This window comes from Streptomyces sp. NPDC046215 (genome assembly GCF_040646215.1).
GTDB lineage: Bacteria > Actinomycetota > Actinomycetes > Streptomycetales > Streptomycetaceae > Streptomyces > Streptomyces stramineus.
On the sequence record NZ_JBEYZW010000013.1, the window covers coordinates 78,500 to 100,451 of the forward strand.

Annotated in this window: 21 protein-coding genes; 9 read left to right on the forward strand and 12 right to left on the reverse strand. The window is 72.6% G+C overall.

The window, feature by feature from the left end; all coding sequences use genetic code 11:
* Positions 1 to 422: 422 nt before the first annotated feature.
* The 3 genes from ABZ951_RS08505 (at position 423) to ABZ951_RS08515 (ending at position 2,340) form a co-directional block, all read left to right on the forward strand.
* Positions 423 to 806: an STAS domain-containing protein gene (locus ABZ951_RS08505; protein ID WP_344086647.1), complete on the forward strand. Its 384-nt coding sequence runs from the start codon at positions 423 to 425 to the stop codon at positions 804 to 806.
* A 68-nt stretch (positions 807 to 874) separates the two neighbouring features.
* The gene (locus ABZ951_RS08510; RefSeq protein WP_344086644.1) at positions 875 to 1,606 is read left to right on the forward strand and encodes a GAF and ANTAR domain-containing protein; all 732 of its coding nucleotides are present in this window, start codon (positions 875 to 877) and stop codon (positions 1,604 to 1,606) included.
* A gap of 5 nt (positions 1,607 to 1,611) precedes the next feature.
* Positions 1,612 to 2,340: a GAF and ANTAR domain-containing protein gene (locus tag ABZ951_RS08515; protein ID WP_344086641.1), complete on the forward strand. Its 729-nt coding sequence runs from the start codon at positions 1,612 to 1,614 to the stop codon at positions 2,338 to 2,340.
* A 139-nt stretch (positions 2,341 to 2,479) separates the two neighbouring features.
* Here the strand turns inward: ABZ951_RS08515 and ABZ951_RS08520 are convergent, their stop codons facing one another.
* The 4 genes from ABZ951_RS08520 to mshD all read right to left on the reverse strand — a co-directional run bounded on the left by ABZ951_RS08520 (position 2,480) and on the right by mshD (position 7,609).
* The gene (locus tag ABZ951_RS08520; protein ID WP_344086776.1) at positions 2,480 to 3,526 is read right to left on the reverse strand and encodes a CHAD domain-containing protein; all 1,047 of its coding nucleotides are present in this window, start codon (positions 3,524 to 3,526) and stop codon (positions 2,480 to 2,482) included.
* Positions 3,527 to 3,575: 49 nt separating this feature from the next.
* Positions 3,576 to 5,849: an RNA degradosome polyphosphate kinase gene (locus ABZ951_RS08525; protein ID WP_344086638.1), complete on the reverse strand. Its 2,274-nt coding sequence runs from the start codon at positions 5,847 to 5,849 to the stop codon at positions 3,576 to 3,578.
* Between the two features lie 337 nt (positions 5,850 to 6,186).
* Positions 6,187 to 6,588: a GntR family transcriptional regulator gene (locus tag ABZ951_RS08530; RefSeq protein ID WP_344086635.1), complete on the reverse strand. Its 402-nt coding sequence runs from the start codon at positions 6,586 to 6,588 to the stop codon at positions 6,187 to 6,189.
* Positions 6,589 to 6,685: 97 nt separating this feature from the next.
* A complete protein-coding gene (gene mshD, locus ABZ951_RS08535; protein WP_344086633.1) occupies positions 6,686 to 7,609 on the reverse strand; it encodes a mycothiol synthase in 924 nt (307 codons plus the stop codon).
* Positions 7,610 to 7,781: 172 nt separating this feature from the next.
* Between mshD and ABZ951_RS08540 the strand changes: the two genes are divergently transcribed.
* The 3 genes from ABZ951_RS08540 (at position 7,782) to ABZ951_RS08550 (ending at position 10,447) form a co-directional block, all read left to right on the forward strand.
* Positions 7,782 to 9,596 carry a bifunctional metallophosphatase/5'-nucleotidase gene (locus ABZ951_RS08540; RefSeq protein WP_344086630.1) on the forward strand — a complete coding sequence of 605 codons (1,815 nt, stop codon included), beginning with the start codon at positions 7,782 to 7,784 and terminating at the stop codon, positions 9,594 to 9,596.
* Between the two features lie 172 nt (positions 9,597 to 9,768).
* Positions 9,769 to 9,978, forward strand: coding sequence for a hypothetical protein (locus tag ABZ951_RS08545; protein ID WP_344086627.1), 210 nt, complete (start codon positions 9,769 to 9,771; stop codon positions 9,976 to 9,978).
* Positions 9,979 to 10,126: 148 nt separating this feature from the next.
* The gene (locus ABZ951_RS08550) at positions 10,127 to 10,447 is read left to right on the forward strand and encodes an RNA-binding protein (RefSeq protein ID WP_344086624.1); all 321 of its coding nucleotides are present in this window, start codon (positions 10,127 to 10,129) and stop codon (positions 10,445 to 10,447) included.
* 30 nt (positions 10,448 to 10,477) lie between these two features.
* Here ABZ951_RS08550 and ABZ951_RS08555 read toward each other — a convergent pair whose 3' ends face one another.
* Positions 10,478 to 10,726 carry a dsRBD fold-containing protein gene (locus ABZ951_RS08555; protein ID WP_344086621.1) on the reverse strand — a complete coding sequence of 83 codons (249 nt, stop codon included), beginning with the start codon at positions 10,724 to 10,726 and terminating at the stop codon, positions 10,478 to 10,480.
* A gap of 125 nt (positions 10,727 to 10,851) precedes the next feature.
* On the opposite strand from ABZ951_RS08555, the gene ABZ951_RS08560 reads away from it, so the two are divergent.
* From ABZ951_RS08560 to ABZ951_RS08570, 3 genes are all read left to right on the forward strand, one after another.
* Complete coding sequence (locus ABZ951_RS08560) at positions 10,852 to 11,973, forward strand: trypsin-like peptidase domain-containing protein (protein WP_344086618.1); 1,122 nt, start codon at positions 10,852 to 10,854, stop codon at positions 11,971 to 11,973.
* 61 nt (positions 11,974 to 12,034) lie between these two features.
* A complete protein-coding gene (locus ABZ951_RS08565; RefSeq protein ID WP_344086616.1) occupies positions 12,035 to 12,763 on the forward strand; it encodes a response regulator transcription factor in 729 nt (242 codons plus the stop codon).
* Positions 12,760 to 14,142, forward strand: a complete 1,383-nt coding sequence (locus ABZ951_RS08570) for a HAMP domain-containing sensor histidine kinase (protein ID WP_344086614.1) — start codon at positions 12,760 to 12,762, stop codon at positions 14,140 to 14,142. The genes ABZ951_RS08565 and ABZ951_RS08570 overlap by 4 nt, the downstream gene beginning before the upstream one ends.
* Positions 14,143 to 14,206: 64 nt before the next feature.
* Here the strand turns inward: ABZ951_RS08570 and ABZ951_RS08575 are convergent, their stop codons facing one another.
* From ABZ951_RS08575 to ABZ951_RS08605, 7 genes are all read right to left on the reverse strand, one after another.
* Positions 14,207 to 15,505: a DUF2993 domain-containing protein gene (locus ABZ951_RS08575; protein WP_344086611.1), complete on the reverse strand. Its 1,299-nt coding sequence runs from the start codon at positions 15,503 to 15,505 to the stop codon at positions 14,207 to 14,209.
* A 188-nt stretch (positions 15,506 to 15,693) separates the two neighbouring features.
* On the reverse strand, positions 15,694 to 16,128 hold the full coding sequence (locus ABZ951_RS08580) for a GNAT family N-acetyltransferase (RefSeq protein ID WP_344086608.1): 435 nt from the start codon (positions 16,126 to 16,128) through the stop codon (positions 15,694 to 15,696).
* Positions 16,129 to 16,273: 145 nt separating this feature from the next.
* Positions 16,274 to 16,870 carry an HD domain-containing protein gene (locus ABZ951_RS08585; RefSeq protein ID WP_344086605.1) on the reverse strand — a complete coding sequence of 199 codons (597 nt, stop codon included), beginning with the start codon at positions 16,868 to 16,870 and terminating at the stop codon, positions 16,274 to 16,276.
* Between the two features lie 41 nt (positions 16,871 to 16,911).
* Positions 16,912 to 17,448, reverse strand: coding sequence for a hypothetical protein (locus ABZ951_RS08590; protein ID WP_344086602.1), 537 nt, complete (start codon positions 17,446 to 17,448; stop codon positions 16,912 to 16,914).
* A 100-nt stretch (positions 17,449 to 17,548) separates the two neighbouring features.
* Positions 17,549 to 18,574 carry a LacI family DNA-binding transcriptional regulator gene (locus ABZ951_RS08595; protein WP_344086599.1) on the reverse strand — a complete coding sequence of 342 codons (1,026 nt, stop codon included), beginning with the start codon at positions 18,572 to 18,574 and terminating at the stop codon, positions 17,549 to 17,551.
* A 24-nt stretch (positions 18,575 to 18,598) separates the two neighbouring features.
* Positions 18,599 to 19,387 carry a response regulator transcription factor gene (locus ABZ951_RS08600; protein ID WP_344086596.1) on the reverse strand — a complete coding sequence of 263 codons (789 nt, stop codon included), beginning with the start codon at positions 19,385 to 19,387 and terminating at the stop codon, positions 18,599 to 18,601.
* Positions 19,388 to 19,966: 579 nt separating this feature from the next.
* Entirely contained in the window at positions 19,967 to 21,862 is a 1,896-nt protein-coding gene (locus ABZ951_RS08605; protein WP_344086773.1) for an ABC transporter ATP-binding protein, read from the reverse strand.
* Between the last annotated feature and the right edge of the window lie 90 nt (positions 21,863 to 21,952).

Sequence of the window (21,952 nt, forward strand, 5' to 3'; positions counted from 1 at the left end):
CGCTTGATGGACCGGCCGGTGCACCGCCCTCCCCTGGCGGGGACACCGGCCGGTCGCTCCTCGACCACGGAGGAACCGGCAGGGCGGGAGGCATCCGGCGCGTCCACGGGAGGATGCGGCCGGGGGCCGGGGCCACGGACCTCACCATAGAGCGGGGGTGAGCACTCCGGAAGGCGGCCCGGAGGAGCGGGTGAGGGTCTCGGCCACCCGGCATATGTCGTCGGGCCGAAGCATGGATCGTCGAGTTTGGGGGGCACTTCTGGCGATTTTCATACCTTCGTGGGCTTGAATGCGCGCGTCCTCCGGTGCGGCCACTGGAGGGCATAACGTTGCGGCAGCCGCCCCGGACCCTGGTGGCGACGGTGTGCGCGGGCGAGTGAGCCCCGGTGCCGTCCTATCCGGTCCAAGCTGGGGGAACGGTCGTGACGGAGTGGCAGGGCGAGGCTCGCATTCATACGGTGGGCCGGTGGGGTGTGCTGGAGCTGGCCGGTGAGGTCGACGTAGCGGCCGTGCCCCGGATCGAGTCGCTGTTGTTGCAGCTGATAGCGCTGGGCAAGCCCGTCGTCGTGGTCGACCTGCGCCGGGTGACCTTCTTCGACTGCGCCGTGCTCGGTGCGATGTACCGGGCCCGCGCCGGGCTGCTGGCGAACGGCGGCGGCTTCGAGGTGCTGTGCACCCGCCCCTGGGCGTTGAAGGTCATGTCCATGGCCGGGCTTCTGGACGTCTTCCGGCCCGTGGCCTCGCTGACGGATGTGGCGGATCTTGACTCCCTCGACGGCAGTCCGCACCGGGGTTCCAGGGCGTAGGGTGAGAGCGACGGGTCGTCCGTTCGGGGCGACACGCGACGCGTAGGAGCCGAAAGCAGGTGGCGGCAGTGGCTACCAGCACGGGCATGGCCCGGGTGCTGCGCGAGCTGTCCGCACGTTCGGGCCCCGGATTGATCAGTGGGGACCCGCTGGAGTGCGCCCGGATCCTGGGCGTGGACGGGGTCGCGGTCTCCCTCGCCACCGACGGCACCCTGAGCGAGCTGGTGTGGTCGTCCCCCGGGGTCAGTGAACGCCTGGAGGACGAGCAGTTCACGCTCGGCGAGGGGCCCGGGCCGGACGCCGTGGGCTCCTGCGCGGTCGTCATCGAGCCGGACGTGGCACGGGTGCGCCCGGATCGGTGGCCGGTGCTGCTGCCGACGCTCACCGGGCTCGGGGTGGGTGCCCTCTTCTGCTTCCCGCTGCGCATCGGCGGCGTGTGCCTGGGCGTGCTGACCGCGCAGCGCGGCACGGTGGGACCGCTGACGGCGGTCGCGATGGACGACGCCCTGATCCTCAGCGCGGCGGTGACCGCGGTGCTGCTGGACGGCGGGGAGCGGACGAAGCGATTCGCCACCGCCGAGGCCGGGACCTCGCTGCACCGGGCGGCGGTCCACCAGGCCAGCGGGATGATCAGCGTCCAGGCGGGTGTGTCGGTCGCCCAGGCCCTGGTCCTGCTGCGTGCCCACGCCTACCGCCATGAACAGCCGCTGCTCGAGGTCGCGGAGGACGTCGTTGCCCGGCGTCTGAGCTTCCGACACATTGATGACGGGTCGGACCCGTCTTTTGGGAAAAGGGGATGATGGCCATGGCTAGCCAGCAACGCACGCTGGAGATCCTGGTCGAGGCCGTCGATTCGCTCATCGACGACTTCGACCTGATCGACTTCCTGCACCGGCTCGCCACCCGCTGTGTCGAACTGCTCGACATCGACGCCGTCGGCGTGATGCTCGTCGACCCGAACGGTGAGTTGCAGGTCATCGCGGCCTCCGATGAGCACACCCGGCTGCTGGAGCTGTTCGCCCTCCAGCACGAGCAGGGGCCGTGCGTGGAGTGCTACCACACCGGGCAGGCACAGCTGAACATCGACCTGGAGTCGGCCCGGGTCACAGAGACCTTCGGGCCCTTCGCCGCGCACGCGCGGCAGGCGGGTTTCCGCGTCACCCACGCCATTCCCATGCGGCTGCGCCATCAGATCATCGGCGCGCTGAACCTCTTCCACTCCCGCTCCGAGCGGATCTCCGAGTCCGACACCCAGCTGGCCCAGGCGCTGGCGGACGTGGCCACGATCGCGATCCTCCAGCAGCGGACGATCGAGCAGGTCAATGTCGACAAGGCGCAGTTGCAGGCCGCGCTCCACAGCCGAGTGGTGATCGAGCAGGCCAAGGGCGTGCTGGCCGAGCGCTGGCAGGTGGGCCTGGACGAGGCGTTCAACGTCCTGCGGGGCTACGCCCGGCCGCGGCAGATGCGGATGGCCGATCTCGCCCAGCAGGTGGTGCGGGGCACGCTGGACCTGACCGAGCTCGGACGCCACTGACCGGCGGGGCGCCGCGCCGGGCGGGTGCTCCTGCGTCCGCGCCCCGGCCCGCTCCCGGGCGGTCCGGGCCGGCCGGCGTCACGAAGTCCGGCCACCGCCCGGATGAGGGCATCGCACACCCCGTCGGCCACGCCGCCCGTCACGGGCCGCTCACCCCCGCCCGCTGCCAGATCCGGCCGAACGCGAAGCGGGCCGCCTCGACCTCGTGGCGCTGGTCGGCGTGCAGGACGCCGAGCGCGTAGGCCGTGGCGGGGGCGATGCGGGGGGTGCGGGCGGCGGCGGCCGCGGCGGCCGCGGCCTCGGCGGCGTCCCGGTGCCGGTCCAGGACCTGATTGGCGCTCAGCAGGCGGACGGACAGCGGGGGTTCCACCTCCGTCCCGCCGTGCTCGTCGAGCACCTCCTGCGCGTACCTCCGCAGCCGTACCAGGCGGCGCACGTGGTGCCAGGGCGCGTCCTGCCGCCCCTCGGCGGGCGGCGCGTCGGGCGCCGGGCCGGCGGCGAGGCCGTGGGCGAGGGCCTCGGCGTTGTACGGGTGGCCGGCCACGGCCAGCGGCAGCGCCTCGGCGGCCTCCGTCAGGTGCCGGTGGGCCTGCTCCGCGAGCGTGGGCAGCGCCTCGCGGGCGAGGAGGTCGCGCGCGGCAGGGTCCAGCGGCACCTCGGAGGCGAGCACGGCCACCGCGTCGGCGACGGCGTGGAAGCGCGAGGAGCCCAGCGAGACCAGGGCCGCGGAGTGGGCGCGCGTCCGGGCGAGCGTCAGCTGCCGCTCCAGCAGGGCCCCGGCCCGCGCCGCCCCGACGGTCAGCCCGCCGCCGGCCGTGCCCCCTTCCTCCGCCCCCGACAGCCGGTGCAGGGCACCGCGCAGCCTGGCCAGCCGGGCCGCGTGGGCGTGCTCGCGGCGGAGCGTGTCGGAGAGCCACACCAGCTCGGAGCGGAGCTCGTCCGTGTGCGTCACGTCCGTCAGCGGCCGGTAGACGTGCAGGGCGCCGGCGATCCGGCGGGCGGACCGGCGCAGCAGGCGGGCGGCCTCGTGCGCGTCGTCGGTGCCCCGGCCGCTCTCGCCGTGCAGCCGCAGGCTGCGCAGGAACTCGGCGGCCTGGGTGTGGAGGTAGGCCGACAGCACCTCCGCGGCCGTGGCCCGGTCCGGTGCGGTGCGGGGCACGGGGGCGGCGTGGTGCCGCTTCGTCATCGTCATCGTCGTTTCCTGCCCGCCGGCCGCGGTGTCCGTAAGCGGCGGGTCATGGGGTCGCTGAGCCACGCCGGCGCCTCCGGGCGTCTATGAGCGTCTCCTGTACGTTCCGCAGCGGCTGCCCTTCGGCGTCCGTCGCGTGCCGTGTCCATCCGCCGTCCGGGCTGAGGTGCCAGGAGGCGGTGCCGTCCGACATCCCGGTCTCCAGGAGCCGGGTGAGCGAGGCCCGGTGTCCGGGGTCGGTGACCTTGACGAGGGCCTCTATGCGCCGGTCGAGGTTGCGGTGCATCATGTCGGCGCTGCCGAGCCAGACCTCCGGCTCCCCGCCGTTGCCGAACACGAAGACCCGGGAGTGTTCGAGGAACCGCCCCAGGACGCTGCGCACCCGGATGTTCTCGGAGAGCCCCGCCACCCCGGGCCGCAGGGCGCAGATGCCGCGCACCCACACATCGACCGGCACCCCGGCCCGCGCGGCGCGGTAGAGGGCGTCGATGACGGCTTCGTCGACCATCGAGTTGACCTTGACGCGGATGTACGCGGGCCGTCCGGACGCGTGGTGCTCGCTCTCCCGGCCGATCCTGGCCACCAGCCCGTCGCGCAGGGACGTGGGGGCGACGAGGAGTCTTCGGTAGGTCTCGCGGCGGGAGTAGCCGGACAGCCGGTTGAAGAGGTCGGAGAGGTCGGCGCCGACCTGGGCGTCGGCGGTGAGCAGGCCGAGGTCCTCGTAGAGCCGGGCGGTCTTGGGGTGGTAGTTGCCGGTGCCGACGTGGGAGTAACGGCGCAGGGTCTCGCCCTCCTGGCGGACGACCAGCGAAAGCTTGCAGTGCGTCTTGAGGCCGACGAGGCCGTAGACGACGTGGCAGCCGGCCTCCTCCAGTTTCCGCGCCCATTTGATGTTGGCCTGCTCGTCGAAGCGGGCCTTGATCTCGACGAGGACGAGGACCTGTTTGCCCGATTCGGCGGCGTCTATGAGGGCGTCGACGATGGGTGAGTCGCCCGAGGTGCGGTAGAGCGTCTGCTTGATGGCGAGGACGTCGGGGTCGCTCGCGGCCTGCTCCAGGAACGCCTGCACGGAGGTGGAGAAGGAGTCGTAGGGGTGGTGCAGCAGCACGTCCCGCTCGCGCAGGGCGGCGAAGACGTCGGGCGCGGAGGCGGATTCGACCTCGGCGAGGTCGCGGTGGGTGCCGGCGACGAACTTGGGGTACTTGAGCTCGGGCCGGTCCAGCTCCGCGATGCGGAAGAGGGCGGTGAGGTCGAGCGGGCCGGGCAGCGGGTAGACCTCGGCGTCGGAGACGTTCAGCTCGCGGACCAGCAGGTCCAGGACGTAGGGGTCGATGGTCTCCTCGACCTCCAGCCGCACGGGCGGGCCGAAGCGCCGCCGCATGAGCTCCTTCTCCAGCGCCTGGAGGAGGTTCTCCGCGTCGTCCTCCTCGACCTCCAGGTCTTCGTTGCGGGTCACCCGGAACATGTGGTGCGCGAGCACCTCCATGCCGGGGAACAGCTCCTCCAGGTGGGCGGCGATCACGTCCTCCAGGGGGACGTACCGCTGCGGGGACGCCTCCAGGAAGCGGGAGAGGATCGGCGGGACCTTCACCCGGGCGAAGTGGTCGTGGCCGCTGACGGGGTTGCGGACGACGACGGCGAGGTTGAGGGAGAGCCCGGAGATGTACGGGAAGGGGTGCGCGGGGTCGACGGCGAGGGGCGTCAGGACGGGGAAGATCTGCTGCCGGAAGAGGGTGAAGAGCCGGCCCTGCTCCTTCTCGGTCAGCTCGTGCCAGCGGATGAGGTGAATGCCGCGCTCGGCGAGCTCGGGGGCGACGTCCTGCTGGTAGCAGGCGGCGTGCCGGGCCATGAGCTCGCGGGAGCGGGTCCAGATCAGCTCCAGGACCTCCCGGGGCTGGAGCCCGGAGGCGGAGCGGGTGGCCACGCCGGTGGCGATGCGCCGCTTGAGGCCGGCGACGCGGACCATGAAGAACTCGTCCAGGTTGCTCGCGAAGATCGCCAGGAAGTTCGCCCGTTCGAGCAGGGGGGTGGCGGGGTCCTCGGCCAGCTCCAGCACCCGTTCGTTGAAGGCCAGCCAGCTGCGCTCCCGGTCCAGGAACCGGCCCTGCGGCAGTGCCTCCCCGGCCTCCGGGCCGTCCTCGTAGCGGCCCGCGAAGCCGGCCGGGTAGGCGGGCCCGTAAGTGCCCAGGTCGGAGGCGTCCAGGTCCGGGGCCAGGCCCGGCGAGGCGGGCCCCGCGACCGTCCGGGGCCGGTGCGCGGCGATGGACCCGACCGAGGGCTGCGGGTTGCCGTCCGCTGGGGCGCGCGAGGACTGGGTCATGCTTCCAGTCTCCCGCGCGCGGGGCGGGGCGGGCGCGCCGAAAGCCGAGGTGGTGACGGGTTCGGGGGCGACGCGTAGCCTCCGGTCGGGCACGCGGGGGGCGGCGGGCTGCATTCCGTCAGACTCGCAACCCCTGTTGAATCACGGGTAACGCCCACATGGCGCACAGGGAAGCGGCACCCCACCCCGCGGCGCCGCCGCGGGCCTTGCAGGCCGGTCTTTCGCGGGGGTGTGCTTGCCCCTGCGCGGGTCGTGTCGGGTGCACCTCCGCTGCGCGGCGGTGTCCTCAAACGCCGGACGGGCTGAATAGACAGCCCGTGAGCCGCCGGCCCGTCCCTTACCGGCCGTCCGGCTCGGGGCTCTCGAAGCTGTCGTCCAGGACGGACGCGACCAGTGCGGCCACGTCCTCCCGCTCCAGCCCCGCCGCGCGGGCGCGGGCCGCCCAGTCGGCCAGCTCGGCCCGCAGGGGCGAGTCGGAGCCCGCCTGCGGCCGGGCCAGCGACCGCCGCACGAACGTCCCGCGCCCGGGGCGGGCCTCGACCAGGCCCTCGCGGTCGAGCTCGCGGTACGCCTTCAGGACGGTGTTGGGGTTGATGGCCGTGGCCGCGACGACTTCCTTGGCGGTGGGCAGCTTGTCGCCGGGGACGAGCAGGCCGAGCCGGAGGGCCTGCTTGACCTGCTGGACGATCTGGAGATAGGTGGCGAGACCACTGCGCCGGTCGATGCGGAACTCGACCACGCGTGTCCCTTCCTTTCCCTGCCGACTTTCACTAGTTCACTAGCGAAAGGGTGATTTATATCAGTAATTCCTGTCAAACGGGGCGCCGGGCGGTCCCTCAGCTCTCGGTCCGGTACATCAGGTCCGTCTCGTGCACCACGAAGCCGAGCCCCTCGTAGACGGCGACCGCGGCGGCGTTGTCGGCGTCGACGTACAGCATGGCAGTCGGCAGGCCCCGCTCCGCCAGGTGCCGCAGCCCGATGGTGGTCAGCGCCTTGCCGAGCCCGCCGCCCTGTGCCCCGGGCCGCACGCCCACCACGTACACCTCGCCGAGCGACTCCGCGGCGTGCACCTTCGTCCAGTGGAAGCCGACGAGGGCGCCGTCCTTCTCGGCGAGGAAGAAGCCCGCGGGGTCGAACCAGTCGGCGGCCTTGCGGTCGTCGAGGTCCCGCTGGGTCAGCGACCCCTGCTCCGGGTGGTGCGCGAAGGCGGCGGCGTTGACGGCCAGCCACGCGGCGTCGTCCTCACCGGGCCGGAAGGTGCGCACGGAGACGCCCTCGGGCAGGGCGGGTGCGGCGAGGTCCAGGCCGGCCAGCGGGCGGCGCATCTGCCGCAGCTCGCGGAAGAGGCTCAGGCCGAGCACCTGCGCGAGGTGCCGGGCGGCCGGGTGCCCGCCGTGCGCCCACACCCGCAGCCGCTTGCCGGACTCCGCCAACAGGGCGTTGCCCAGGGCCCGGCCGTGCCCGCGCCCCCGGTGGGCCGGGCGCACGACGAGCTCGCCGGCCGGGGCCTCGACGGGGTCGCTGTCCTCCAGCTGCCCGTACCCGACGAGCAGCCCTTCCGCGTTGCGCAGCAGCACGTGCCGGACGCCCTCGCGCCGCCCCTTGAGCTGGAGCCGCCCCTGCTCGGAGACGGCCGGCTGCCCGTCCTCGGCCGCGGCCTCCTCCACCAGGCTCAGGACGTCCCGCACCTGTTCGGGAGCCAGCTCCCCGGTCACCTCGGTCGACCGCTGTCCGCCTACGTCGTTCACCACGTCAGTCATGGGGCGAGCCTACGACCCGGGGGCCGCGGAGCAGTGGTTCCGGGGCCCGTGCCAGGGTGAGCGGGCGGCCGGACGCTATCAATTCGTCATCTCAACCCTCCTGACGTTCTACACGCGTTGACCTAGGCTGCCGAGCGACTGAACGACCTGCCAGATGCACAAAGGGGAACAAATGCACGCGACGCCGCCACGGAAGCGTCTCGCAAGACGGCTGACAGCCACCACCGCCGTACTCGCGGCCACCGCCGGTGTCCTCTCCGCCGCCACCCCGGCCGGCGCCGACAGCGCCCGGGACCTCGGGCACCACAAGCGGACCGTCGACGTCCAGCTGCTCTCCTTCAACGACCTGCACGGCAACCTGGAGCCGCCGCAGGGCTCCTCCGGCACCGTCACCGAGACGCAGGCCGACGGCACGAAGAAGGCCGTTCCGGCCGGTGGCGTCGAGTACCTGGCGAGCTCGCTGCGCTCGGCCCGCAAGGGCCACCCCTACTCCGTGACCGCCGCGGCCGGCGACCTCATCGGCGCCAGCCCGCTGATGACCGGGCTCTTCCACGACGAGCCCACCATCGAGGCGATGAACAAGCTGGGCCTGGACGTCACCTCCGTGGGCAACCACGAGTTCGACGAGGGCCGCGCGGAGCTGACGCGGATGCAGAAGGGCGGCTGCCACCCCAAGGAGGGCTGCTTCGAGAAGGGCAGGAAGTTCCGCGGCGCGGACTTCCCCTACCTCGCGGCCAACGTCACCGACGAGAAGACCGGCCGGCCGATCCTCAAGCCGTACACCGTGTGGAAGCGCAACGGGGTGAAGATCGGCTTCATCGGCGTCACCCTGGAGAAAACCCCGGGCGTCGTCACGGCCGAGGGCGTCAAGGGTCTGAAGTTCGGCGACGAGGTCGAGACGATCAACAAGTACGCCAAGGAACTGGAGCGCCAGGGCGTGAAGTCGATCGTCGCCCTCGTCCACGAGGGCGGCCAGCCGGCGTCCGGCTCGTACAACTACGACTGCGACAGCCCCGGCCCGGGCGACGGCATCTCCGGCGCGATCGTCGACATCGCCAAGAAGGTCACCCCGCAGGTCGACGCCCTCGTCACCGGTCACACCCACCAGGCGTACGCCTGCACCATCCCCGACCCGTCGGGCACGCCCCGCACGGTGACCTCGGCCGCCTCCTTCGGCCGGCTGTACACCGACACCACGCTGACGTACGACCGCCGGACGAAGGACATCGTCCGCACGAGCGTTGCGAGCCCGCGCGCCGCCAACCACGTCGTCGACCGCACGCAGCCCAAGGCGGCCGACATGACCGCCCTGATCAACCGCTGGAACAAGCTGGCGGCCCCGGTGGCGAACAAGCCGGTCGGCTACATCTCCGCCGACATCAACGGCCGCGGCTCGGAGGCGTACGAGAAGCCGCTCGGTGACGTCCTCGCCGACGCGCAGCTGGAGGCCCTGGCCCCGGCCGACAAGGGCGGCGCCCAGATCGCCTTCATGAACCCCGGCGGCATCCGCTCCGACCTCGCCCACAAGGCGTCGGGCAGCGAGGGCGACGGCGTGGTGACCTACGGCGAGGCGTTCACCGTCCAGCCGTTCACCAACATGACGGCCACGGTCGACCTGACCGGCGCCCAGGTGCTCGCCCTGCTCCAGCAGCAGGTCAGCGGCGCCAACCAGGCCGAGCCCAAGATCCTCCAGGTGAGCCGGGGCCTGACGTACACGCTCGACCTCACCAAGACCGGCGCGGCGCGCGTCGACGCCGCCTCGGTGAAGCTGAACGGCACCGCGCTCGATCCGGCCAAGACCTACCGGGTCGCGGCGAACGAGTTCCTCGTGGGCGGCGGTGACAACTTCCCCGCCTTCAAGGAGGGCAAGAACAAGCGCATCGGCGCCTCCGACCTGGACGCCTTCACCGCGTACCTCACGGCGCACTCGTCGAAGACGGCCCCGCTGGCTCCGCCGAAGGCGGACCGCATCACGGTCGTGAAGTAACCCCAGGGGCGCATAGCCCCGACCAGAGCGCCCGGCACGCGGTAACGCGCGCCGGGCGCTTCGGCGTTCCGGAGTACCGGCGCGTGCCACCACGTCGCGGACAACCGCCGTTTGTCGGACAAGCCGCCGGAAAGAACTCGGCCACCACCCTTCGTGATCAACAGGGAGAGCGATGAAGTCCGCGCGACGCGTCCTGACCACCCTCGCCACCACCGTTCTGCTGACCGCCGGCGGCGCCGCGCTGGCGGCACCGGCCCATGCCGACGTTCACGCGCACCTACTGGGCGTCGTCGGCGCGGAGATGAGCGGCGTCATCGAGCTGACCGGCCCCGTGGTCGGGAGCATCCTGACGATCCCGAACCCCCTTCCCGACGTCGCCTGACCAGGGCCGCGGTGAATCCGGGGCGGGCACGGGGGTGAGGTGACGATGGCCGGAAACGACTCATGACCCCTTGCCCGCCCCTCCCGCTGCTGCGACGGTCGGCTCGGCTCGACCGAGCCGGCCATCGCGCAGCCAGGGAGAGTCGACCGTGACGAAGAAGCTGTATGTGGGCAATCTGAGCTATCAGACGACGGAGGGTGACCTCTCCACTCTGTTCGGGGAGATCGGCGCGGTCCGGAGCGTCAACGTCATCACCGATCGCGACACCGGCCGCTCCAAGGGCTTCGCGTTCGTCGAGATGGACGACGCCGACGCCGCGCAGGCCGTCGCCCAGCTCAACAACAGGGAGATCGACGGCCGCAACCTCGCCGTCAACGAGGCCCGCCCCCGCGAGGACCGCTCCGGTGGCGGGCGCGGGGGTTACGGCGGTGGGCGCGGGGGCGGTTACGGCGGAGGCGGGCGCCGCTGACGCCCCGGTGCGCGGGCCCGGGGCCGGACCTCAGGGCGTCCCCAGGCTCCGCACCTCGGCACCGGCCTTGGCCATCAGTTGCTGGGCGATGTCCGCGAGCGCCCGGCCGCCGGCGAGCTCCTCGCCGATCCGCCGCTCGTCCGGGTCCCGGGGGTCGCGGGTGGCCTGGCCCCGGGCCTTGAGCTCCACACCGTCGCGCAGGCGCAGCAGGGCCGCCGCCCGGGTGTGCGTGTCGTCCTCGTCGAACTCGACTTCCACGTGCCAGCCGGCCACCTGCATGGTGCGTCCTCTCGCTCGTTCCCGGTGCTCCCCCTACCGGTCCTTATACCGGACATACATACTTCTGCCGGGCTTCTCAGCGCACACTCAGACTGTTCTCATCCAGCCGGAGCACAGTCATAGCCATGACGGACAACCACCGCCGCGACGGCGCCCAGGATCCCGAGCAGCACCCGCAGCAGTCCTCCGCCTTTCCGTCCCCGCCGCCCTACGCGCCCCCGCGGCCGGTCACCACGGCGACCGGGGTCACCACCTGGCCCGGTGACGGGCACGGGCCCGGCGGCTCCGGCGGCAACGGCCCCGGCGACGGCGGTTACGCCGCCTTCGCCGCCCCGGCGCCCGGTGACGCGCCCGGCGCGCACGCGGCGCCCCGCGCCCGCCGCCCGGTCGCCCTGCTCGCCGCCTGCGCGATCCTCGCGGCCGTCGTCGGCGGGGGCTCCGCGGCCCTCGTCAACGAGCTGTCCGGCGGCTCGGCGGGCAGCAGCCACGCGACGCCCGTCCAGAACGTGTCGTCGAAGAGCAGCGGTGTCTCGGCCGTCGCCAAGGCCGTCAGCCCCAGCATCGTGGAGATCAAGGCGGCCACCACTTCCGGCCAGTCCACGGGTTCCGGTGTGGTCATCACCGGCGACGGCGAGATCGTCACCAACAACCACGTGGTCGCGGGCGCGGACACCGTGCAGGTGAACTTCAGCGACGGCAGCACCAAGACGGCGAAGGTCGTGGGCACCGACCCGGACAAGGACCTGGCCCTGATCAAGGTGCAGGGCGCCAAGGGCCTCAAGGCCGCCTCGCTCGGCGACTCCGGCAAGGTGGCCGTCGGCGACCAGGTCGTCGCCATCGGCTCGCCCGAGGGCCTGACCGGCACGGTCACCAGCGGCATCGTCTCCGCCCTCAACCGCGACGTCACCGTCTCCAAGGAGAAAGGCAAGCAGCAGCAGGGGCAGCGGGGCCGGGGCCTGCCGCAGTGGCCGTTCGAGTACGGCGGCCAGGAGTACAACGGCGACACGGGCTCGTCCAAGACCACCTACAAGGCCATCCAGACCGACGCCTCCCTCAACCCCGGCAACTCCGGCGGCGCCCTGATCAACATGAGCGGGGAGATCATCGGCATCAACTCCGCGATGTACGACTCCAGTTCCGCCAGCGGCGGCGGCTCCGGCAACAGCGCGGGGCTCGGCTTCGCCATCCCGGTCAACACCGTCAAGGCCGACCTCGCGAAGCTCCGGGCGGGCGGCACCAGCGGCTGAGACCGCCGTCGTGCGACGCTGAGAGCGACCTGACCATGAGATGAACCGCGAGGTAGCACCGATGAGCCCCGCCGACCACGGCGATCACCCCGCCCGGATCCTGATCGTGGACGACGAACCCGCCGTCCGCGAGGCGCTGCGCCGCAGCCTCGCCTTCGAGGGGTACGGCACCGAACTGGCCGTCGACGGGCTCGACGCGGTAGCGAAGGTCGCCGCCTACGACCCCGAACTGATCGTCCTCGACGTCCTCATGCCGCGCATGGACGGCCTGACCGCCGCCCGCCGGCTGCGGGCCTCCGGGGTCACCGTGCCCATCCTCATGCTGACCGCCCGCGACACCGTCGGCGACCGGGTCACCGGCCTCGACGCGGGGGCCGACGACTACCTGGTCAAGCCCTTCGAGCTGGACGAGCTGCTGGCCCGCATCCGGGCCCTGCTGCGCCGCAGCTCCTACGCGGCCGCCGCGCCCGCGGAGACGCAGACCCTGTCCTTCGCCGACCTGCGCATGGACCTCGCCACCCGCGAGGTGGTCCGCGGCGGCCGGGCGGTGGAGCTGACCCGCACCGAGTTCACGCTGCTGGAGCTCTTCCTGGCCCACCCGCGGCAGGTCCTCACCCGGGAGCAGATCCTGAAGGCGGTGTGGGGCTTCGAGTTCGAGCCCTCGTCCAACTCGCTGGACGTGTACGTGATGTACCTGCGCCGCAAGACCGAGGCGGCGGGCGAGCCCCGGCTCGTCCACACCGTGCGCGGGGTGGGCTACGTGCTGCGGACGGACGGCAGCCCCGAATGACCGGCCGGTTCCGCGGGCTGCCGCTGCGGTCGAGACTCGCGCTGCTGACGGCGGCGGCCGTGGCCGTGGCCGTGGCGATCGTCGCGGGCGTGTCCTGGGTGGTGCTCAAGGAGCAACTGGAGGAGCAGCGGGACACCACGCTGACCAATGTGAGCCCGACGAAGGAGACCGTCCTGGAACTCCTGCGCACCTGCGGCACCGGGCAGCACCCCTTCCCCAGCCCTTACACTGTCCAGATCATCACCACGACGGGCGCGGTGTGCACCTCGGCGGGGAAGTCGCCGGTCACCGTCGGCCCCGAGGACCTGCGGGTCGTGCGCGACGGGGAGCCGGTGCTGCACGACGCGCGGGCCAAGGACGGCCGGGAGATGCGGGTCGCCACCTCGGCGAGCGACGGCGTCCCGGGCGTCTACGCGGTCACCATCGCCCAGCCCACCGGCGACATCGACAAGCCGCTCAACAAGCTCGCCCTGGTCCTGGCGCTCACCGCGGGCGTGGGCGTGTTCGGCGCCGGCGCCGCGGGGCTGGCGATCGCCCGCACCGGGCTGCGGCCGGTGGACCGGCTGACCGACGCGGTCGAGCACATCGCGCGCACGGAGGACCTGGCCGTCCGCATCCCCGTCGACGGGGAGGACGAGATCGCCCGCCTGTCGCGCTCGTTCAACTCCATGACCGCCTCCCTGGCCCTCTCGCGCGACCGGCAGCAGCAGCTCATCGCGGACGCCGGGCACGAGCTGCGCACCCCGCTGACGTCGCTGCGCACCAACATCGACCTGCTCGTGCGCAGCGAGGAGACCGGCCGGGCGATCCCCCCGGAGGACCGCAAGGAGCTGCTGGCGAGCGTCAAGGCCCAGATGACGGAGCTGGCGGTGCTGATCGGCGACCTCCAGGAGCTGTCCCGCCCGGAGGCCGGCCCGGGCAGCGGCCCGGTGCCGGTGATCGCGCTGCACGAGGCGGTGCACCGGGCGGTGGAGCGGGCCCGGCTGCGCGGCTCCGGGCTGACGTTCTCCGTGCGGCTCGACCCGTGGTTCGTCCGGGCCGAGCCGGCCGCCCTGGAGCGGGCGGTGGTCAATCTGCTGGACAACGCGGTGAAGTTCAGCCCGCCGGGCGGTGCGGTCGAGGTCGCCCTGTCCGGTGGCGAGCTGACGGTGCGGGACCACGGCCCCGGCGTCCCGGCCGAGGAGCTCCCGCACGTCTTCGACCGGTTCTGGCGCTCCCCCACGGCACGGAGCCTGCCGGGCAGCGGGCTGGGGCTGTCGATCGTCGCCCGGACGGTGCAGCAGGCGGGCGGCCAGGTGGTGCTGCGCCCGGCGGAGGGCGGCGGGACGGTGGCGTCCGTCCGGCTGCCGGGGGCGGCGACGGCGCCACCGCCGCTGTAGGGCCGACCCGAGCGTGTCGGCCCGGCTTCCAGCGGGGCGCTGAGGGCCCGGCACAGGGCACCCCCTACCGCGGCTTGCCGACCGGCAGCTCGGTGCCGGACAGCTCCGCCCGGATGCCGTCGCGCTCGACGGTGATGCTCCGCAGGCGCACGTCCGCGGCTTGCTCGGGGAGCTCGGCGGAGAAGGAGAGCCGGTCGGTCAGCTCGGGGAGTCTGAGCTGCGTGAGGGCCGTGATCAGGCCGGGGTCGATGCCGATCTTCTCCAGCAGCCAGGGGTGCTCGGCGATCACGTCGAGGAGGTTGGCGCGGGTCAGCTTCTCGACGAACGCGGGCTGACCGGTGATCTCGCGCAACCGCTGTTCGTCGCGCAGGGCGACCGCCACGTCGTCGGCGGTCAGCCCCAGCCGGTCGGCCAGGGCGGGCACGGACAGCAGGGCCTTGGCCCGGGCGGCGTCGCGGCTGATGCGCTCGGCGAACTCGCGGTGCAGGGTCAGGCCCTTGTCCTTGCCGGGCCGGTAGGTGGCGACGCGGGGCACGTCGACGCTCATGCCGTCGATGTCGGTGGACAGGCCGCGGGCGCCGACGCGCCGGAGGTGGGCCTCGGCGCGCAGCCGCAGCTGCTGCCCGGCGAGGTCGAGGCGGCCCTCGGCGCGTATCGAGTGGTCGCCGAGGGGGCTGAAGCGCACCTGGGAGGCGCCGAGTTCGCGGTTCATGTCCGCGAACTTCAGGAGCACGTCGCCGTCGAGCCGGCCGACGACGGCGCCGCGCACGGAGGCGGGCAGGTCCCCGTCGATGCGGATGTCGCGGGCGCCCGCTTGAACCTTCGCGAGAGTGACGCGGCCGGCGTCGACGTGGGGGACGGTGACGTCGACCCGCTGGAGGTGCTTGGCCGCCACCTGGGTGAGGAACGGGAAGCCGTGGATGTCCACCTGGGGAGCGGCCTCCAGGTGGAGGTCTTCCTGGAGCCGCTGTTCGGCCTTCTTCTCCGCGTAGAGGACCGCGCACCGGTCGGCGAGGACGAGGAAGGCGGCGCAGGAGACGGTGGTGAAGAGCAGCCGGGTGGCGCGGGGCCTGCCGCGGGGGGCGGCGGCCGTCTTGCGCCTGCGGCGGCGGCCGGGGCGTTTGGCGCGGTGGCGGCGGTGGCCGGGCGGGGGCGCGTCGTCGGAGCTGATGTAGGTCAGCGGGGAGTCGAGCGGGTGCAGATCGCTGTCGGGGCTGACGTAGGTGAACTCATACGCGGAGGCGTCGTCGCCCCCGGCGTACATGGGGTCCGCGGGGTCCGCGGGGCGGATCGGGTCGGCCAGGGTGGCGAGTTCGTCATAGGGGTTGGGTGGCAGCGTGGGTATGCGTGTGGGGGTTCGCATCAGCACATCCCACCACGCACGCGCCCCTCGTCCGCAAGCCCTACCTCCGGTACGCGCGATTTGTGAACGGTTTCCGGCCGTTGGGCGTTGAAGCGGACTGACGCGGCCCCGAAGGGGCGCGGGGAACTGCGCGACCAGCCACGACGCGCCCGCAGGGCGCCCGCCGCCGCAGGCGGTAACGACAAGCCCTAAGCCGTCAACCGCTTGTGCAGGTATACGTCCTCGTGCCCGCCGGGCACATCCGGCAGCCGGCCCGCCTCGACGTAGCCGTGGCGCCGGTAGAAGTCCGGCGCCTGGAAGGTGTACGAGGAGAGCACCGCGGCGTCGCAGCCGCGGCGTACGGCCTCGGCCTCGGCGGCCTGGAGCAGCTTCGTCCCCCAGCCGTCCTTGCGGCTGTCCTCGCGCACCCACAGCAGCTCGACCCCGCAGAGCCGGCCCCACGTCCATCCCGACAGGCCGCCGATCAGCTCCCCGTGGGCGTCCGTCACCTTCACCGACAGCTCGGCGCGCGCGGCGCCGGGCGTGGCCGCGTCGTTGAACGCGGTGAGCTCCTTGTCCAGCCGGTCGTACAGCTCGGTGTCCTCTTCGCCGACGCTCAGGACCGGCCTCCGCGCAGTAGTCATGACCGCAGTATGCGCAGGGACCAGGCGGGGACGGCCACCGGATTTCTGCCCACTGGTATCAGCTGAGCTCGGCCGAATCAGCCCGTCCGGCGCTTGAGGACACCACCGCGCAGCGGTGGCGCACCCACAGACCCGCCGGGCAGGACTACGCGTCCAAGGGATTCGCAGCCACCCGAACAGCGATGCCGTTCCGCACAGCGCCGGCGGCGGAGCTGCCCGGCTTGCGGGCGGCCTGGTCCTCGAAGCAGGCGACGAACTCGTCCGCGAGACCGAGCCGCGGGTGGCGCTCCAGCACCTCGGCGCGGAAGCCGGCGGGGAAGCGGTCGGCGCCCCGGCCGGAGATGTCCACGCTGGTGGCGAACTCCAGCAGGTGCCCTTCGGGGTCCTCCGTCACGTCGACGCGGTCCCACATGTGCCGGACGATCACCTCGGAGACCCGCGTCCGGCGCTCGGCGGGCCACCCGGCGGCGGCCGCGAAGACCCACGCCACATGCCCGCCGGCCGTCTCGAACGGGACGGTGTGGCTGTCGAACTCCGCGACCAGCCCGAGGTCGTGCAGCAGGGCGGCGACGTAGAGGAGCTCAGGGTCGAAGGTGATGCCCTCCGCCGCCGCGTGGGCGGCCGCCCACAGGTACGAGCGCGCGCAGTGGTTGAGCAGCGCGGGCGAGCAGTAGGCGGTGGCCACCTCCAGCGCGGCGGTGCAGGCGGGGGACGCGGGTATGGCGAGGTCGTCGATCTTCATGATCGCGATTGTCGCTCAGCCGGGGCCCGCCCGAAGCCGTGTCAGCGCGTGGTGCCGCGCCGCCGCGCGGCGTAGGCGCAGGCGAGGGCCAGCACCATGGGGCCCCACAGGGTCCCGGGGGCGATGCACACCTTGGCGAGCGCCTCCCACCAGCCGTTGACGTAGCCGGGTCCCTCGGGGATGACGTGGAACCACGACAGCACCGTCGGCGCCCAGAACGCGGTGGCGGCCAGGCCGCCGACGACCGCGCAGGCGACCGCGGCCTTCGGGGGCACCCGCCGGCCTCCGATGCCGGGGACCCGTGCGGGCACGACCTCGCCCCAGCCGCGCACGAGCGCGAAGGAGAGCAGGGCCAGCAGTTCGGTGATCACGCTCAGGCCGAGCACGTAGGGGACGCTGATCCACGGGCTCGGCATGCCGCCCTGGTCCCGCATGCCCATCTCGAAGTGGACGGCGAAGGGGAGCCGCCACAGGCACTGGGGCAGCAGCACGAGGGGGATGGCGTGGGCGGTGAGCTCCGCCCACCGCTGGACGGGGCGCTCGGTGGCGCCGGAGCTCTGGTTACGGGTCCTGGTCACGCCCTCAGCCTCGCCGGTCGGCGCGAGGTGATCGTCAGCCTCGGGGAGGTGCCCGGCCCGCCGCGGGGATGAGCGGCGGGTCGGCCGGAGGGACGAGCCCTCAGCCGCCGCAGCCGCAGGAGCGGCGGATGACCAGCGCGGAGGGGAACTGCTTCAGGCGCTCGCGCCGGGAGCCGGTGAAGCGCAGCCCGTCGTCGAGGACGAGGTCCACGGCGGAACGGGCCATGGCCTGCCGGTCCGAGGCGACGGTGGTCAGGGGCGGGTCCGTCAGGGCCGCCTCCTTGACGTCGTCGAAGCCGGCGACGGCGAGCTCGCCGGGGACGTCGATGCGCAGCTCACGGGCCGCGCGCAGGACGCCGATGGCCTGGTCGTCGGTGGCGCAGATGAGGGCCGGGGGGCGGTCGGGGCCGGCGAGGAGCTGGAGGGCGACCTGGTAGGCGTCATAGCGGTTGTAGGGGGCCTGGAAGAGCCGGCCCTCCAGGGACTTCCCGGCCTCCCGCATGGCCCGGCGCCAGCCCTCGACGTGGTCGGTGACGGGGTCGCCGACGGTGGGGGTCTCCTCGGTGCCGCCGAGGCAGGCCACGTACGGGTGGCCGTGCTCCAGGAGGTGGCGGGTGGCGAGCTGGGCGCCGCCGACGTCGTCCGTGACCACGGCGACGTCGTCTATCGCGTCGGGGCGGCGGTGCATCAGCACCACGCGGGCGTCCCACGCGTCGATCTCCGCCGCGGCGTGCTCGCTGGGGCCCTGGCTGATCAGAATCAGGCCGGACACCCGCATGCCCAAGAAAGCGCGCAAATAGTGCACTTCGCGCTCGTCGAGGTAGTCGGAGTTCCCGACGAGGACCATCTTGCCGCGCTCGGCCGCCGCCCGTTCGACGGCGTGGGCCATCTCGGCGAAGAACGGCTGGCGCGCGTCCGGGACGATCAGTCCTATGAGGTCCGTCCGCCGGGACGCCATCGCCTGGGCGACCCGGTCGGGCCGGTACCCCAGCTCCTTGATCGCCGCCAGGACACGCTCGCGCGTGGCCGGGGCCACGGGCCTCGGCCCGTTGTTGATGACGTAGCTGACGACCGCGGTCGACGTCCCCGCAAGTCTCGCCACATCGTCCCGCGTCACCTTGGCCACGCCGGGCAGTCTACGCGGGTCCACTCACCGCTCGGCCGGGCGAGCGACCTGGGATTTCGTCACTTCGGGCGCCTCTTTCCGGGCGGTCGCGGCGGACGCCTGCGGAGGGGCGTCCTCCGCTCGCTCGGCCGCCTTCTCGGGCTTCTCCGGGACCACGAACCGGTAGCCGACGTTCCGGACGGTGCCGATCAGGGACTCGTGCTCCGGGCCGAGCTTGGCGCGCAGCCGCCGCACGTGGACGTCGACCGTGCGGGTGCCGCCGAAGTAGTCGTAGCCCCAGACCTCCTGGAGCAGCTGGGCCCGGGTGAAGACCCGGCCGGGGTGCTGGGCGAGGTACTTCAGGAGCTCGAACTCCTTGAAGGTGAGATCCAGTATCCGGCCCTTGAGCTTGGCGCTGTACGTCGCCTCGTCCACGGAGAGGTCGCCGGTGCGGATCTCCATCGGGCTGTCGTCCATGGTGATCTGCTGGCGACCCATCGCCAGCCGGAGCCGGGCCTCGACCTCGGCCGGGCCCGCGGTGTCGAGCAGGACGTCGTCCACGCCCCAGTCGGCGGTGACGGCGGCGAGGCCGCCCTCGGTGACGACCAGGAGCAGCGGACAGCCGGGGCCGGTGGAGCGCAGCAGCTGGCAGAGGCTGCGGACGTGCGGCAGGTCGCGGCGGCCGTCGATCAGTATGACGTCGGCCCCCGGGGTGTCCACGAGGGCCGGGCCCTCGGCCGGTGCCACCCGGACGCTGTGCAGCAGCAGGCCGAGGGCGGGGAGCACCTCGGTGGACGGCTGGAGCGCGTTGGTCAGGAGCAGGAGGGAGCTCATCGGCTGCCACCCGCCTCGGTCGTCGTACGGTTCCGGCGGATCTGCACGCTTCGCTCGCCCATGACGTCGGTTCCTCCTCGGTCCCTGCGAAGGGGGCACCACCCAGGTGTGACTCTGGGGGAGTATGCGGCACTGCTTCGTACGGTTGTGGCTCTCCGCGCCCTGTGGAGGGTCGTGCACAACGTGCACGTGTGCGCTCATCCGCGCAGGACGCGGCCGAATGCACAAAAGGACCCGGGGGCGACTCTGCCCGGATCCTCTCTGCCCAGCAGGATAGCCCACCGGGCTTTCGGAAGTGCGGACGTTTTTGCACGACCTTGTGTTCCGTCGATCACTTCGGGTGGTCATCGCGTGGCCCTCTTGACAGCTGACGTGCGCACCCGGCCCCCGCCGGAGCGGCGGGGGCACGGGGGGCGCACGGAGGCACGGGGGTGTCGCTCGGTTGCCTGTGTCAACGGCAGGCGCCGGGGTGCGCAGGCCCCTTTGCGGGGCGTGGAGCGAAGCAGCCCCGCGAAGCCCGGAGCACCCCGGCGCCGCACCCGGCGACGGCGGCACGCCACGACGCACCGCCGAGACCCCTCAGCCCCCGGCCACGGGCGCGGCGAACTGGGCGGCGTAAAGCCGCGCGTAAGCCCCCTCCGCCGCGAGCAGCTCCTCGTGCGTGCCCTGTTCCACGATGCGGCCCGCCTCCATCACCAGGATCACGTCCGCGTCGCGGATCGTGGAGAGCCGGTGGGCGATGACGAAGCTCGTGCGGCCCGCGCGGAGGCGGCCCATCGCGTGCTGGATCAGGACCTCGGTGCGGGTGTCGACGGAGCTGGTGGCCTCGTCGAGGACGAGGATCTCCGGTTCGGCGAGGAACGCCCGGGCGATGGTGATCAGCTGCTTCTCGCCGACGCTGACGTTGGCGCCCTCCTCGTCGATGACGGTGTCGTAGCCGTCGGGGAGGGTGCGGACGAACCGGTCGACGTGGGTGGCCTTCGCCGCCTCGACGATGGCGTCCATGGAGGCGCCCTCGGCCCCGTAGGCGATGTTGTCGGCGATGGTGCCGCCGAAGAGCCAGGTGTCCTGGAGGACCATGCCGATGTGGGAGCGCAGGTCCTCGCGGGACATGGCGGCGATGTCGACGCCGTCGAGGGTGATGCGGCCGCCGTTCACTTCGTAGAAGCGCATCAGCAGGTTGACCAGGGTGGTCTTGCCCGCGCCGGTGGGCCCGACGATGGCGACGGTCTGGCCGGGGCGCACGGTCAGGGAGAGGCCGTCGATGAGGGGCTTGTCGGGGACGTAGCGGAAGGAGACGTCCTCGAAGGCCACCTGGCCGCGGACCCGGGCGGGCCGGGGCGGCGCGGCCGGCTCCGGGGACTGCTCGTCGGCGTCGAGGAGCTCGAAGACCCGCTCGGCGGAGGCGACGCCCGACTGGACGAGGTTGGCCATGGAGGCGACCTGGGTGAGCGGCTGGCTGAACTGCCGCGAGTACTGGACGAACGCCTGGACGTCACCGATGGAGAGGTTGCCGGAGGCGACGCGCAGCCCGCCGACGACGGCGACGAGGACGTAGTTGAGGTTGCCGATGAACATCATCGCGGGCTGGATGATCCCGGAGATGAACTGGGCCTTGAAGCCGGCCTGGTAGAGGTCCTCGTTCTCCTTGCGGAAGACCTCGGCGGACTCCTTCTGCCGCCCGAAGACCTTCACCAGGGCGTGGCCGGTGTACATCTCCTCGATGTGGGCGTTGAGCTTGCCGGTGGACTTCCACTGGGCGACGAACTGCGGCTGGGCCCGCTTGCCGATGCGGGTGGCGACGACGACGGAGACGGGGACGGTCACCAGGGCGACGAGGGCGAGCAGCCAGGAGATCCAGAACATCATGGCCAGCACGCCGACGATGGTCAGCACGGAGAAGGCTATCTGGCTGAGGGTCTGCTGGAGGGTCTGCTGGATGTTGTCGATGTCGTTGGTGGCGCGGGAGAGGACCTCGCCGCGCTGCTGCTTGTCGAAGTAGCTCAGGGGCAGCCGGCCGAGCTTCTCCTCGACCGCCTCGCGCAGCCGGAAGACGGCCCGCTGGACGACGTTGGTGGCGATGCGGGCCTGCACGAGGGCGAAGAGGGACGAGCCGATGTAGATCAGCAGCACCCACAGCAGGACCTGGCCGACGGCGTCGAAGTCGATGCCGTGGCCGGGGGTGAAGTCGACGGAGGCCAGCAGGTCGGCGGTCTTGCCGTCGCCGCCTCGGCGCATCTCCTCGATGACCTCGGCCTTGGTCCGCCCGTCGGGGAACCGCCCGCCGATGACACCGGCGAAGATCAGGTCGGTGGCCCGGCCGAGGATCTTGGGGCCGATGACGGCGAGGGCGACGCTGGCGACGCCGAGGGCCAGCGCGACGGTGATGACGGCGCGCTCGGGGCGCAGGGTGGCCAGCAGCCGCTTGCCGGAGCCGGCGAAGTCCATGGAGCGCTCGGTGGGCTGGCCGCCCATGAAGCGGGCGGGGCCGACGGCGGGGGCGGGGCCCCGGCGCGCGGTGGTGCCGTCCTGGCCGCCGTCCGCCTGCTCGGGTTCGCTTGACGT

Coding starts and splice junctions, on each gene's coding strand:
- ABZ951_RS08515 (WP_344086641.1), top strand. CDS start 1,612: ATGGCTAGCCAGCAACGCACGCTGGAGATCCTGGTCGAGGCCGTCGAT.
- ABZ951_RS08520 (WP_344086776.1), bottom strand. CDS start 3,526: ATGACGAAGCGGCACCACGCCGCCCCCGTGCCCCGCACCGCACCGGAC.
- ABZ951_RS08525 (WP_344086638.1), bottom strand. CDS start 5,849: ATGACCCAGTCCTCGCGCGCCCCAGCGGACGGCAACCCGCAGCCCTCG.
- mshD (WP_344086633.1), bottom strand. CDS start 7,609: ATGACTGACGTGGTGAACGACGTAGGCGGACAGCGGTCGACCGAGGTG.
- ABZ951_RS08540 (WP_344086630.1), top strand. CDS start 7,782: ATGCACGCGACGCCGCCACGGAAGCGTCTCGCAAGACGGCTGACAGCC.
- ABZ951_RS08545 (WP_344086627.1), top strand. CDS start 9,769: ATGAAGTCCGCGCGACGCGTCCTGACCACCCTCGCCACCACCGTTCTG.
- ABZ951_RS08555 (WP_344086621.1), bottom strand. CDS start 10,726: ATGCAGGTGGCCGGCTGGCACGTGGAAGTCGAGTTCGACGAGGACGAC.
- ABZ951_RS08560 (WP_344086618.1), top strand. CDS start 10,852: ATGACGGACAACCACCGCCGCGACGGCGCCCAGGATCCCGAGCAGCAC.
- ABZ951_RS08565 (WP_344086616.1), top strand. CDS start 12,035: ATGAGCCCCGCCGACCACGGCGATCACCCCGCCCGGATCCTGATCGTG.
- ABZ951_RS08570 (WP_344086614.1), top strand. CDS start 12,760: ATGACCGGCCGGTTCCGCGGGCTGCCGCTGCGGTCGAGACTCGCGCTG.
- ABZ951_RS08575 (WP_344086611.1), bottom strand. CDS start 15,505: ATGCGAACCCCCACACGCATACCCACGCTGCCACCCAACCCCTATGAC.
- ABZ951_RS08580 (WP_344086608.1), bottom strand. CDS start 16,128: ATGACTACTGCGCGGAGGCCGGTCCTGAGCGTCGGCGAAGAGGACACC.
- ABZ951_RS08585 (WP_344086605.1), bottom strand. CDS start 16,870: ATGAAGATCGACGACCTCGCCATACCCGCGTCCCCCGCCTGCACCGCC.
- ABZ951_RS08600 (WP_344086596.1), bottom strand. CDS start 19,387: ATGAGCTCCCTCCTGCTCCTGACCAACGCGCTCCAGCCGTCCACCGAG.
- ABZ951_RS08605 (WP_344086773.1), bottom strand. CDS start 21,862: ATGGGCGGCCAGCCCACCGAGCGCTCCATGGACTTCGCCGGCTCCGGC.